Annotated in this window: 10 protein-coding genes; all 10 read right to left on the bottom strand. The window is 42.0% G+C overall.

The features are described from left to right. Positions 1 to 116: 116 nt before the first annotated feature. Entirely contained in the window at positions 117 to 1,691 is a 1,575-nt protein-coding gene (gcvPB, locus tag V7161_RS25210; RefSeq protein ID WP_335715557.1) for an aminomethyl-transferring glycine dehydrogenase subunit GcvPB, read from the bottom strand. Between the two features lie 16 nt (positions 1,692 to 1,707). Next, a complete protein-coding gene (gene gcvPA / locus V7161_RS25205; RefSeq protein ID WP_335715556.1) occupies positions 1,708 to 3,096 on the bottom strand; it encodes an aminomethyl-transferring glycine dehydrogenase subunit GcvPA in 1,389 nt (462 codons plus the stop codon). A gap of 46 nt (positions 3,097 to 3,142) precedes the next feature. After that, on the bottom strand, positions 3,143 to 3,922 hold the full coding sequence (locus tag V7161_RS25200) for an SDR family NAD(P)-dependent oxidoreductase (protein WP_335715555.1): 780 nt from the start codon (positions 3,920 to 3,922) through the stop codon (positions 3,143 to 3,145). 15 nt (positions 3,923 to 3,937) lie between these two features. Continuing rightward, a complete protein-coding gene (locus V7161_RS25195) occupies positions 3,938 to 5,620 on the bottom strand; it encodes an amylo-alpha-1,6-glucosidase (RefSeq protein ID WP_335715554.1) in 1,683 nt (560 codons plus the stop codon). 15 nt (positions 5,621 to 5,635) lie between these two features. Next, complete coding sequence (locus tag V7161_RS25190; RefSeq protein WP_335715553.1) at positions 5,636 to 6,466, bottom strand: carbohydrate ABC transporter permease; 831 nt, start codon at positions 6,464 to 6,466, stop codon at positions 5,636 to 5,638. 35 nt (positions 6,467 to 6,501) lie between these two features. Beyond that, a complete protein-coding gene (locus V7161_RS25185) occupies positions 6,502 to 7,401 on the bottom strand; it encodes a carbohydrate ABC transporter permease (protein ID WP_335715581.1) in 900 nt (299 codons plus the stop codon). Positions 7,402 to 7,462: 61 nt separating this feature from the next. Continuing rightward, positions 7,463 to 8,728 carry an ABC transporter substrate-binding protein gene (locus V7161_RS25180; RefSeq protein WP_335715552.1) on the bottom strand — a complete coding sequence of 422 codons (1,266 nt, stop codon included), beginning with the start codon at positions 8,726 to 8,728 and terminating at the stop codon, positions 7,463 to 7,465. 136 nt (positions 8,729 to 8,864) lie between these two features. After that, a complete protein-coding gene (locus V7161_RS25175) occupies positions 8,865 to 9,989 on the bottom strand; it encodes a response regulator transcription factor (protein ID WP_335715551.1) in 1,125 nt (374 codons plus the stop codon). Continuing rightward, the gene (locus V7161_RS25170; RefSeq protein ID WP_335715550.1) at positions 9,989 to 11,701 is read right to left on the bottom strand and encodes a sensor histidine kinase; all 1,713 of its coding nucleotides are present in this window, start codon (positions 11,699 to 11,701) and stop codon (positions 9,989 to 9,991) included. The genes V7161_RS25175 and V7161_RS25170 overlap by 1 nt, the downstream gene beginning before the upstream one ends. Before the next feature lie 141 nt (positions 11,702 to 11,842). After that, complete coding sequence (locus V7161_RS25165; RefSeq protein ID WP_335715549.1) at positions 11,843 to 13,018, bottom strand: ABC transporter substrate-binding protein; 1,176 nt, start codon at positions 13,016 to 13,018, stop codon at positions 11,843 to 11,845. Positions 13,019 to 13,225: the final 207 nt, after the last annotated feature.

The raw sequence follows: 13,225 nt of genomic DNA, 5'->3' as shown, positions 1-13,225 counted from the left end.
CGGGGTCTCCCCTGTCCCGTACTCCCGCAGGAGTCTTCGCGCCTTCCACTCCAATCAACCGTGTTAAAAATCAACAACTGCCCATAACACAGCCATTTTCTAAAAATAATGTCGTTTTATTTAACCGATTCACAGGCTTCCGTATTTTTTAAATACGTGCGCCAGGTGATACACCATTTCTCAGGATGCTCCAAGTAATCCTGCTCGTCGATTTTGTGAATGGTACTATTGTGCGGGGCCGTTTTGACGATTGCTGGATTGTCATAAGCTTCTTTAGAAATTTGTTCGAGCGCATGGATATATTCATCTAAATCTTCTTTGGAATACGACTCCGTCGGCTCAAGGGTGAATGGCTGCTTGACGATATACGGATGATGGCTGGTCCAATAATGGAGGCCAAAATCCGTCATCCTTAACGTAACATCCTCAGTAGTTACTCCTGTTTCCTTTGTCAGCTGCTCCCAGCTGTAGCGCACCTGCTCAAGGCGGTGTCCTTTGACATATGGTGCACCTGCGCCGCGAATCGCCAACACCTTGTGATACATATAGTTATTGTTTAATACGGCTATTTTCGCCACTTCCTTCAGACCGTCAGCACCGAGAGCACGAATCCAGGCATATGCGCGCAGCACCGTTTGGGCGACACCGTGGAAGGAGCGCACTTTTCCAATCGAATGCTCTAAATCGTTCTTCAGAGTGTATTTTCCATTGGCAAATTCCACAATCGGTGCTGGCAAGAATTCTTTCAATTCTGCTGTTACTCCAAGGGCACCGGTTGCCGGCCCGCCGCACATATGCGGGGCTGCAAAGGTTTTGTGCAGATTAAAGAAGCACATATCAAAGCCTGCCTCTTTTGCACGGGTGATTCCTAAGAGACCGTTGGCATTCGCCTGATCGTAAAAACAAAGACCGCCAGCTTGGTGAACAATGTCGGTAAACTCTTTTATATTCGAATTGAAAATGCCTGTATCTTCTGGATTGGCTACAACAAATCCCGCTGTCCGCTCGGATACTGCCGCTTTTAATTTTTCAATATCAGGAAAGCCGTTTTCGTCTGGATGCAGAGTAATAATCTTATAGCCCTTTACCGCTGCTGTTGCTGCTTGAGATGGGTGGGAGAAAATCGTTGTAATGATTTCATCCCGCTTTTCGCCCTCGCCCTTTTGTTCATTATATTTTCTAACGATCGATGCCATGGCAAATAGCGCCTGCGTGCCACTGCTCGGCTGGAAGGAGAAATAGTCCATTCCGGAAATTTCCCTCATGCATAGATCGAGCTTATGGAAAATCTCCAGCATTCCCTGAACGGTAACTTCAGGCTGCAGAGGATGCAGCTCCATCATTTTCGGATCACGAATCAGCAATTCATTGATTTTCGGAATGTACTTCATCGTACAAGTCCCTTGCCCGATTTCTACGTTAAAGTCGGAACCAAGCGTTTCCTGTGAAAGTCTTAAGTAATGTCTTAATACACGGGCCTGGCCAATTTCCGGAAGATTCGGCTTGTTTTTCCGCTGCATTGACGCCGGAATCGCCGATGTCCCATTACCTACTGCCAAGGCAATATGTTCATTGACAGGCGGCAGCTCTACTCCCTTTTCCCCAGGCTGATGAAGTTCGAAAATAATCGGTTCATTCCATTTTGCCTGATGAAAGTCGCGGGTCTTGCTCGTACGTTGAATCCTTTGCATATGAAAAAACTCCTCTCTATTTCGTTAAAATCTCTTGAATGGATTGAATGAGATGGTCGATATCCTCTTTCGTGTGAACCTCTGTTACACAAAACAATGCCGACTGGCCAAACTCTGGAAACTCTTGTGAAAGATCTTTGCCGCCAAAAACCTGCTTTTCTAGCAACCTTTGATTAATTTGTTCTACCGTGCAGCCGGTTTGATTAAAATCAACAATAAATTCTTTAAAAAATGGTGAGTCTAAACGGGAGCCCGTTATACCTCCGATTTGATTTAATTGCTGTACCGCATATTGGCTATTTTGCATAATGGTTTGACCCACTTCCTGCATGCCATCTGGACCCAGCAGTGCTAAATAGACCCCGGCCGTAATTCCCCATAAGGCCGTCTGAGTTCCGACCGATTCTTTGCCTTTCTCTCTTTGGGCGAATGAGGTCCGCTCATAAGCTACATCGCCAAAGCCATATTCTCCTTCCGTCACAGTAGGGACGATCCCAAACAATCGGGATGGATATTCATGTACAAACTTCTCCTCATTACGGGTTGCAATGAAACCTGCCTGACCGCCGCTGTAATTCATGTGCATGCCAAGCGGCTGCAAGTCGCCGCAGACAATATCAGCTCCATAATGACTTGGCGGTGCAAGAACTCCAAGTGAAATTGGGTCAACCCCAACCACCATTAAGCTCCCATTTGCCTTAAGCAGTTTAGAAATTTCCAAGCCCTGCGCTTCAATAAAACCAAGGTAGGATGGATTTTCAAAATAGACGGCGGCCACATCTCCGGTTAATTTTGACTGTAGCTCTCCTAAATCCATCGCACCGGATGTCGTATTAAATTGTACAAATTCGAATTCTAATTGCGGTGTGCCGTAGTTAATGATAATTTTGCTCCGTTCCGGTGCAACCGTTCTCGCTAATAAAACCTTCTTCCTTCCGGTAATACGGGCAGCCATTCTAATAGCCGTTGCCGCTGCCTGACCCCAGTCAAAAGTTGGAACATTGACCACATCCATATCAACTAATTCGGCTACTAAGCTTTGATACTCAAAAAGTGCCTGAAATCTTCCATGATCCTCATAAGGCTCGCCTGCATAGGCGGTTAAAAATTCGGAGCGCTGATTAATTTCATCACAAACCGCCGGAATAAAGTGCTGCCAGCAGCCGGCTCCGAGGAAATTGATATATTCTTTTGTACTGGTGTTTTTACCCAGAATTCCTTCAATATGCCGTCTGAGCTCGTATTCCGTTAAAGCCGGCGGAAGGTCGAGCGCTTCCTTCAGTTGAAGCTCCTCAGGAATACAAGAATATAACTCCATAATCGATTCGGCTCCGATGACCTTTAGCATCTCGGCTTGTACTTCTGGTACCATATTCGGTATATAAGGGTGCACCTTTTGTGCCATGACCATTACCTCCTGTAGTGGATTTATTTTTGAATTTTTAGAAAAATTAAGCTAACCCGCCGCCGTCCACAATTAAATCTGTCCCTGTTACCCATGCTGACAGGTCACTCGCAAGGAATAAAACGCCTTTGGCAATATCCCTTGGGGTGCCTAGTCTTTCCAATGGCCGGCCTTTTGCCGATGAAACTAGGAAAGCATCCTCTTTTAGGTTTAATTGCTTCGCTTCATCTCTTAATAACGGGGTATCGGTATCCCCTGGACAAATACAATTCACGCGGATATTTTGAGGGCCATGGTCGATCGCCATTGCTTTTGTTAAATTGACAACCCCTGCTTTGGCCGCACAGTAGGCTGCTGCTTGATCGCCGCCCTTGATTCCCCAGCCAGAGCCTGTATTGATAATGCTGCCGCCTCCGCTCTCTGCCATTAGTGGAATGAGGTATTTGGAAAGTAAATAGATTCCTTTTAAAGAAACATCAATCACTAAATCCCAGTCAGCCTCTTCCAAATCCACAACCGTTTTTCTTCTAATAACACCGGCATTGTTAAAAAGAACGTCAACCGAACCGTGTTCTTTTTCAAGATAGTCTTTTACGGCAATACAATCCGATGCCTTGGTTACATCACAGCGGAAAAACGCAGCCTTATAATCTTTTGATTGCAGGTCAGCCGCTGCCCTTTGACCATTTTCTTCATTAATATCTAACATCACTACCTTTGCGCCGACTTCTGCTAACAGAGTGGCCGTTGCCAATCCAATCCCTGATGCTCCTCCTGTAACAACACATACTTTATCCTTTAAGCCGAAATAATCTTTTGTTACCATCGTAATACCTCCTGTTTAATCCATTAGTGAATGAGCCAATAGTAGAAAGACACTGGATGTCCATGTGAAAGCCGGGTCCCGTAAGCCTTCGCCTGTAATGGCATGGAAATTTTCAGCCATTCCTGACCTATTAGCCATAGTGCAAAACTTTTCAGCAATTTCTCGAGCCAATTCCGTTTCACCTGAATCTATTAAACCTTTGTAAATCAGCAAAGTGGTTGGAGCCCAAATCGGTCCTCTCCAGTACCCATCCTCCCGAAAAAATGGACTGCTAGGCTTTTCGGTAGCCAAACCAAAATCGGTTAAAAAGCCATTTGAAACCAATCCGTCAGTTAAACTTTTTCTAAACGATTCTGGTAATCTTTTACCAAGAATTATAGGAACATAGAGAACTAGGCTGTCGGATTGAATTTCAGAGTGGTTTCCAGACCTAACGGCGATAAACCGGTCATCCTGCCAAAACATACCTATCATACGGCCTAGCAAGTGCATAGAATCACTGGCCCATTTTTCTGCTTCCTCTTTTTTTCCTAACTCTTCAGCAATCTCTGCCAGCACTTCCATTTGTATAAGTAAGAATGCTGATAAATCCGGGCTTTTCACCGGTGTTCCTTTATGAAAAATCGTGCTGTTATCCCAGCCGCTGTCATTGCCGTGATGATAGTGCGGGAGCCCTTCCCCATCATCATCCCTATACTTGAACCACCATTCCGTCCACTTAACTAGTGGTTCATATACCTCTTGAAGTTTTTCCTTTGTTACGAACGCACGATTTTTCATTAGCTGCTTTAATGTCCAACCATGGATCGGCGGTTTTGTAAAATTCCATAGGGCAAAGCGGTTATTCAGAAAATCAGGCAGCATTCCTGATTCATCCTGGTGGTCGAAAAATATCATGAATTGGTCCCATGCTAATTCCGGTGAATTCTTAGCAAGTGCCAGCGCATTAAAGCAATGGTCCCAGCTCCAAATATTCGTCATCCAATTTTTCGACATATACATAGCAGGTCTGTTTAGCAATCCCTCCGGCTGAACCACACAGGACCAAGTAATATAGGAAGCTAGCTCTCTCCCATTTCTCCACCTGGAATCACATTCCAGAACGGTTTCAATCCAGGTCTGATATTCCTTCTGGACCAATTTTTGTCCCTCTGAAAAAGATAAGTAGGAACGTTCGGTGTATACCGTGAAGAATTCCTCAATCGCGCCCTCCATTTCCTGCGATTCGGGATCTGGTAAAAAGTCAGCGGTAATTTCTAAACAGCGCTGTTCTTGAAAGGGAGCATCCACCTGAAGAGGACCCTTGATCGGCGTTAACATATAGCGGATTTCCTGACTGGAATGGTTAACCTCCCAGCAGCCCTGATGAGCTGGAACTGCATAATCGTAGGCTCCAGTCATCCCGGTTAAGCGGAGTCCTGCCCCTAAACCTCTAACCTGTAGCACCCTTGCTTCAGAAATGATGATTTCTACAAATCCCCCATCTGCCTCCAGCCTTAAAGCGTGTGGGGACATTTGGGATTGATAAGGGACAACCTGACCTTCCAATAGAAGCTCGAGGCGAAAAATTCCCCCCAAATCGTTATCTCCATTTCGGATATTACGCAAATAAAGATGGGTTCCATCCTTTCCGTGCAGCGGGGAAATCACGATATACGAACCGTAACGGCTGAACGGAACCTTTGAAATATCAAACATGTTCTGTCTCCTTTCTTACCCCTTTACACCAGACCTTGAGTTATCTTCGACAATATAGCGCTGGGCAAAGAAGAATAAGATGAGCGGCGGAATACTGATTAAGAATGTGACCGCCATGATGCCCTCCATATCGACGCCAAACATCCCCTTAAATTGAGCGAGTCCAAGCGTTAGCGTATACTTACTTTGATCATTTAAGAAAACAAGCGGACCGAGATAATCATTCCAGCAGGTTAAAATATTAAAGACCGCCACCAAAATCAAAGAAGGCTTCATTAAGGGCAGATAGATTTTATAGTAGATCTGAAACGGATTCGCTCCGTCCATTCTCGCTGCCTCATCCAGTTCCTTTGGAATCGACATGATGAATTGGCGCATTAAGAAAATATAGAACGGGGCCCCGAACCAGGATGGAACAAACAACGGCTTTAAGGTATTGATCCAGCCAAGATAATTAAATTCCATATACTGCGGAATCATCGTTACCTCCCATGGAATCATCATCGATGAAAGGAGGACGATAAATAAAAAATCCCTTCCCTTGAACTTGAATCTGGCAAATCCATAGGCTACTAATGAAGATGAAAGAAGCTGTCCAATCGTCGACATTCCTGTCACGATCACGGTATTCATAAAAAATTGATTAAACGGCTGTGACATCCATGCCTCTTTAAAATTGCTCCATTCAAACGTGGATGGAATCCATTTTGGCGGGAATAGGTAAAGTTCCTCCGGCGATTTCACTGAAGTGCTCAGCATCCAGAAAAACGGTGCTAAAAACAAGAGTGAAAAAAAGATTAATAGGATATAAATGGTTGATTTTTCAATTCTTCTTTTAGTTTTCATGCGAGACGCTCCTGCCTAGTCTTGGGTCATGCCGACTATTTATTTTTGACTTCTCCTTCGTAATACACCCAAGCAGATGATGACTTAAATACAATAAGCGTTAACACTAAGACAATGACAAACATAAACCAAGCATTAGCAGAGGAATAGCCCATTTTAAAATACTTAAACGCATTCTCATATACATACATCGCATAGAAGTAGGTAGATTTAAGCGGGCCTCCTCCCGTTAATACAAGTGCCAGCGTTAATTGCTGAAAGGCGCTGATGATCGTTGTTATTAAATTGAACAAAATCGTCGGCGTAAGCATCGGAATCGTTATTTTGAAAAATTGCTGAATTTTATTCGCTCCATCAATCGAAGCCGCTTCGTATAGCTCGCCGGGAATCGCCTTTAGTCCTGCTAAAAAGATGAGCATCATCGTGCCCTGGCCCCACAGGCTGGCAATAACCATTGCGATTAAAGCCCAGTTCGGGTCATTGAGCCAATCGGGACCCTTTACCCCAATAAGGGACAAGAAATAATTGAGAATCCCATATTCTCCGTTATAGACCCATGCCCAGATCATCGCGAGAGCGACACCTGAGATCACTGACGGCAAATAGAAGAAGGTACGGAAGAACGAATATCCTTTTACCTTTTGGTTTAATAAAATGGCCAAGAAAAGCGCGGTAATGATATTAAGCGGGACAAAAAGGGCAGCAAACTTTACTGTTACCCCTAGTGACTCCCAAAATAACGGGTCTTCGGTAAACATAGTCTTATAGTTATCTAGACCAATAAACTTTGCCTCGCCAACGATCGGCCAATCAAAGAAACTAATAAATAGTGAGTAAAGCAATGGTCCGAGTGTGAAAGCTAAAAATCCGATGATCCATGGTGCGATAAAAAGGAGGGGGACAATGATGTCCCACCGTTTTTTTGTTTTTTTGATGGTTTCGACAGGTGCAGCTGCGGCATAAACGGGTTTCAACAAAAACACCTCTTTTTATTTTTTACTGTCCAACGTATTTCTCTGAGTCCTTCACTGCTTTGTCCATTAATTTATCGGCGTCCTGGCCAAGCATGACGGCATTTATGGCAGCTGATAGATTTCGGTTGATTTCATCCCAGTTTTTGTTTAACAGGAATGCCGGTGTGTCATTGGATCTCTCCAGCATTTTGTAGAATGGACTGATTAATGGGTCTTGTTCCGTTTTCATTTCTTTTACGACACTGATGCGTACTGGTAAGTCTGCTGTTCTCATTTTGATCGCTTCAGCGGAGGAATAAAATTTAACAAATTCCCATGCTAACTTTTTGTTTTTAGAATCCTTTGCAACGGAAACTGCTGAAGAAGCAATGACCCCTTTGACTGGTTTCCCTTTAAAAGCTGGCATTTCCACTGTTCCAAAATTAACCTTTGCTTCTTTAAAGCCCTCCAATGGCCAAATTCCGCTTTCCCACATCGCAAGCTTCCCTGCTTTAAAGATATCGTCGCCGCTTTGTTGGTTTTTGCCGCCTACAAGGACAGCACTTTTATCCTTCACCATATCTCCGAATATTTTGATGGATTCAATCGTTTCCGGGCTATTCATGTAGCCGTTGATTTTCTTTCCATCTTCACTGATAAAGCTCGAGCCATTGCTCCATACAAATCCTTGAAGATCATAGGTATCCGGCTCTGGTCTTACCCCAAATCCATATTGCTTCTTCGCTGGATCGGATAATTTCTTAGCTGCTGCTTTAAAGTCATCCCAGGTCCAGCCATCCTTCGGATAAGGAACACCGGCTGCATCAAATAAATCCTTGTTGTAGTAGACTACCCTTGTCGTAAATCCCGCTGGCATGCCGTACACTTTTCCGTACATGCTTGAATAGTTGAAGAGGCCCTGGTAAAAGTCGTCCATGTCCATTTCTGGATCGCTTTTGACAAAGTTATCGAGTGGCTCAAGCGATTGAAAATAGGCCGGGAAATTCCACATATACATGACATCAGGAGGATTTTTCGCTCCAAAGGATGCGGCCAGCTTTTGATCAAACCCATCGCCGTACGCTTCAACCTGCACTTTTACATTCGAATTTTTTTCTTCAAATTTCTTCGCAATTTCTTCTTGAATTTTCAAGGCTTCACCTGAATCCCAGGTTGCAAAACGAAGGGTGGTTTTTCCTTTGCTATCCTTTGCTGTTTGATCAGATCCGCTGCTTGATTCATTGTCTGAACAAGCGGCTAGAGCAATGACCAAAATCAATACCAGTAATGTCGTGAGCCATTTTCTCATCTAAAATCCCCCTTTTTTCTGTAAACATAATAGAAACCGCTTTCATTGTAACGTGAATGAAAGCGGTCTTGAACTTAATTTCATCTTATTCTTTTGGTAATATTGTTTGAATTTTCCCAAAATAGAGGGAAATTTGTTAGCTTCCATTCGTCTTTTTGTTTTGCCGGTAATCCGATGGGGTAACACCGATACATTTCTTAAACCATTTGCTTAAATATTTTCCGTCCTGAATGCCTATTTTCTCCCCGATTTCCTGCAGGGTCAAAGACGTATTTTCAAGCAGGTCGCAAGCCGCCTGGATTTTTAGTTTTTCAGTAAAGGAAATAAAGCTTTCCCCAACTGTTTTTTTAAACATCGTACTAAAGTGACTCCGGCTTAATCCAACTTCATTTGCGATAAAAGTAGAGGCAAGGGATTCATGCAAATGCTCGATGATGATTTGCACCGCTTTTTGGATTGGCTGCGGCCAGTCCTTCATCGAAATCTTAAATTGCTTTTCAAACTTTAACTGGCGGTATAGAGCTGAAACGCCGTTCATCCATTCCGTTATCCCTTGATTAGGTCCATTTACGTTCCAGCGGATGGAGGCATCTTTACTTCTGGCTTCAACCAGCTGATGTTCAAACACCTCTTTGGCAGTTTCCGGGATAAAGATAAAGGCTTGGTCTTGCCCACAATGAATCTTTGCCAATTTTTTTTCCCCAACAGGCCATTTTTTATGAAAATTTAGTCCATTTACGAGAAAAATGGAAAAGGGTTCCTTCATCCATTTCCAATCCTCATGAAATTTCTCGTCTAATTGTGCGAGAAAGGAGTTTTCAAAACCACATAGCCATTCATAAAAATCCTTTTCTAATGATGTGGAAGATTGAGTTTTCCCGGAACTTGTTAATTCATTTTCAAAGCGTTCGAGATATTCCTCAAACTGCTGGTCTTGGAAGGCTGTTTTCAAAATATACCCGGAAGCGCCAATATTCATCCCCTCTTGTGCATAAGTAAAGTCACGGTGACAGCTTAACAATAATATTTTTACAGCAGGGGAATTCTGTTTTATTTTTCTCGCGAGTTCAATTCCAGTCATTTCAGGCATGACAATATCTGTTATGACCACTTCAGGGGAATGCTCCTGAAAAAGCTCCCATGCCTTTTGCCCATTTGGAGCATCGGCAATAACCTCCATATTAAATTTTGCCCAATCGACTGTGGCGATTAATCCCTTTCTTACAATCAACTCATCATCTGCAAGTAATACTTTGATCATCACAACTGCCTCCTTTTCGGCCACATAATCCTAAAAATTGTTCTTTTTCCGACTTCAGATTCAATGGATAAGCCATACTCTGATCCAAAATGGAGCCTTACACGCTGATCGACATTATAAACGCCAATTCCTCTTCCTTTATCATCTGGATGTGCCGGGGCCAACAGTTTCGTTGCCGTTTCTTCGTTCATGCCCTTTCCATTATCCGTTAAGGTTAGTTCTAAATAGTCAGGTTGTTCAGATACTATAAGCTCGATTCTTCCCTGCCCGTCTTCAAAAGCATGGAAAAAGATATTTTCGAATAACGGCTGAAGGGTCATTCTCGGGATCAAATAGTCCAAGCATTCAGAATCGATTTTTTCGATATATTCAAAGGTAGGTCCATAACGAACCTCTTGAACTTTCAAATAATGCTTTATCGTCTCAAGTTCTTTTTTCAAAGGAATTAACTCGTCCGAAAAATTTAAATTCTCATGGAGTACCTCTGTCAAATGATAGATCATTTCTTGAACCTCTTTTGTTCCTGACAGCCTAGCCTTCCACTGAATCGAGTTTAAGGTGTTAAATAATAAGTGCGGATTAATTTGATAATGAAAAGCCCGCAGCTCCGCCTGTCTTTTTAGCCGCTCTGTCTCGCTCATTTGCTCGATTAAGCCTTTAATTTGATTGACCATGGCATTGAAGCTTTGAGCCAAGACCCCTAATTCATCCTTTGATGTAACCGCAATCTGGGTATTTAAATCCCCTTCACTTACTCTCTCCATCGAGAACTTCAGGCGTTTGATTCTTTTCGACAGCGGGACTGAAAGAAATACCGCGAGAATACAGACTAAAAATATCGAAAATAAAATGGCCAATAATGTATATTGGTAGATGACATTAGAAGATTGATAATAGTATTTTTGCGGTATCCGGACAACGATATCCCAGCCATAGGCTTCAAAATGATTATTCCAGACAATATCGGACTTTAATTTTTCTGGAGCGTTATTTGTTTGATATACAACCTGATGCTTTCCATTTTTAAGAGTGATAGAGGCATGGAGTTTATTTTCTAAAAAGTTAATATAAGAAAACAATTCCTCTGCGTTTGTTTCGACTAACAGCTTACTCCCCTTTAATACACCAAACTGACTTTCTATCGGAAAAACAAGTCCCATAATCTTTTCATCTTTTCTTCCGGTATAATAATGGTCAGAATTATAAAACCCGATCCACATGTCCCCCTCTTTTAGGCGATTCGCTTCTTTCCAGAAGGGCTTTTGAACGAGCTTATGAATATCAACACGATCATTGCCATAATAGTATCCTGTATTGGTGATTAAATAGATTCCTTTCGTATTAAACGTCTTATGTGCCTCTAAATACCTTTCAAAATTCTTATTTTCAATAAATCCCGCATACGTACGGGGAATTTCCTCTTTTAATATGACCAGGGTAGGATCTGATAAATAATGGTTAATATCCTTTGAAATGACATACATTTGCTCAAAAGTATTTTCGATTTGTTTGTCGAGCTGGGAGACAGAAAATTTTTCATACTCGTTATATTGTTTATTTACGATTTCCGAGGATTTTTCATAGGATAAATACCCAAAAAGCCCTAATGGAATTAAGGCTACCATCAGGAAAAACAACACCATTTTTGTACGAATGCTGCCAAAAGACAGCTTTTCCATCTTTAAAGCTATAATGTTTAGAAAATTTTTCATTGGAATCACCTTGAGGTTTCTTTAAACCTAATAATATCAAAAACATTTAAAATAGAGTGAGAATATTATTGTGGAAAAAATGGGGAAATAGAAAAAGTGAAACAGAAGGACGAACCCTTCCATTTCACTTTTCAAGCTTCTTTAAGGATTAACTTTTGTGTTAAATACTTGTTTACCGTCTTTATATTCTAAAACTGTTGCTGATTTTACTGGGTTATGATTTTTATCGATTGTTACAACACCGGTAACTAGAGATAGGTCTTTTGTTGCTGCTAAAGCATCTTTGATTTTAGCTGTATCTGTGCTGCCTGCACGCTTGATGGCATCTGCTAATAGATAAACAGTATCATAGCCTAGAGCGTTGAACGCATTTGGTGCTTCGCCATTGTACTTTTCTTTGAAGGTAGAAACGAAATCTTGAATCTTCTTATCTGGGTCCTCAGAAGAATAGTGGTTTGTGATGAATGTGTTATTTAATGCATCAGCACCAGCTAATTCTACTAGCTTTGGAGAATCCCAGCCATCTGCACCCATTAACGGAACGTTAAGACCAAGTTCACGAGCCTGCTTAATGATTAAGCCCACTTCTTCATAATATCCTGGAATAAAGACGAATTCCGGATTCTTAGATTTGATACGAGTTAATGTAGCACGGAAGTCTGTGTCCTTCGCAACATAAGCTTCTTCCGCTACAACCTTGCCGCCTTCTTTTTCAAATGTTTCTTTGAAAGATGCTGCTAGGCCTTTAGCATAGTCACTGGCACTGTCAGCAAAAATAGCTACATTTTTAACCTTTAATTCTTTCGCCGCAAAGTTAGCAGCTACTGTTCCTTGGAATGGATCAATGAAAGAAGTACGGAAAACGTATTCGTTTAATTTTCCTTTATCTGTCACCGTTACATTTGGGCTTGTCCCAGATGGAGTTAATAGAACTGTTTTTGTATCGTTCGCAATCTGCGCCTGCGCCACTGTATCACCGCTTGTTGCAGCACCAATAATTGCAGTTACTTTGTCCTGGCTTGTTAGTTTCACTGCGCCGTTTGTTGCTTCGGCTGCTTCTGACTTATTATCTACCTTGACAAGATCTATCTTTTTGCCATCTACTCCGCCTTTTTTGTTGATTTCATCAACAGCAATATCTATTCCTTTTTTCAGTGACTCCCCGTAAGAAGCAACACCGCCTGAAAGCTCTAAGTTTACACCTACTTTAATTGTGTTGCCCCCCGCTGCATTTTCCTTTGGAGCGGAACAACCTGCTAATACACCGGCCAATAATGCTGAGGCCATAAACGTCTTTGCCCATTTTTTTTTCATCATGTATGACTCCCCCTTATCTGATTTTTCTGACAAAACAAATCGTGGAATGGTACCATATCATTTTATTAATGTTTTTGTTTAGTCAATTTACTTAATCTATAAATAGTATTCTAGTACAAGTTATTACTTTCGTCTAGTATATTATTTTATTTATTTAAACATTTCTGAAATTATTGATTTATCTGTAATTTTGGTAGCGTTTTCATT

Source organism: Neobacillus drentensis (genome assembly GCF_036965425.1).
Lineage (GTDB): Bacteria > Bacillota > Bacilli > Bacillales > Cytobacillaceae > Neobacillus > Neobacillus drentensis_F.
This window is presented reverse-complemented; position numbering and strand designations above follow the sequence as displayed.

Coding starts and splice junctions, on each gene's coding strand:
- V7161_RS25200 (WP_335715555.1), bottom strand. CDS start 3,922: ATGGTAACAAAAGATTATTTCGGCTTAAAGGATAAAGTATGTGTTGTT.
- V7161_RS25195 (WP_335715554.1), bottom strand. CDS start 5,620: ATGTTTGATATTTCAAAGGTTCCGTTCAGCCGTTACGGTTCGTATATC.
- V7161_RS25190 (WP_335715553.1), bottom strand. CDS start 6,466: ATGAAAACTAAAAGAAGAATTGAAAAATCAACCATTTATATCCTATTA.
- gcvPA (WP_335715556.1), bottom strand. CDS start 3,096: ATGGCACAAAAGGTGCACCCTTATATACCGAATATGGTACCAGAAGTA.
- V7161_RS25180 (WP_335715552.1), bottom strand. CDS start 8,728: ATGAGAAAATGGCTCACGACATTACTGGTATTGATTTTGGTCATTGCT.
- V7161_RS25170 (WP_335715550.1), bottom strand. CDS start 11,701: ATGAAAAATTTTCTAAACATTATAGCTTTAAAGATGGAAAAGCTGTCT.
- V7161_RS25165 (WP_335715549.1), bottom strand. CDS start 13,018: ATGATGAAAAAAAAATGGGCAAAGACGTTTATGGCCTCAGCATTATTG.
- V7161_RS25175 (WP_335715551.1), bottom strand. CDS start 9,989: ATGATCAAAGTATTACTTGCAGATGATGAGTTGATTGTAAGAAAGGGA.
- gcvPB (WP_335715557.1), bottom strand. CDS start 1,691: ATGCAAAGGATTCAACGTACGAGCAAGACCCGCGACTTTCATCAGGCA.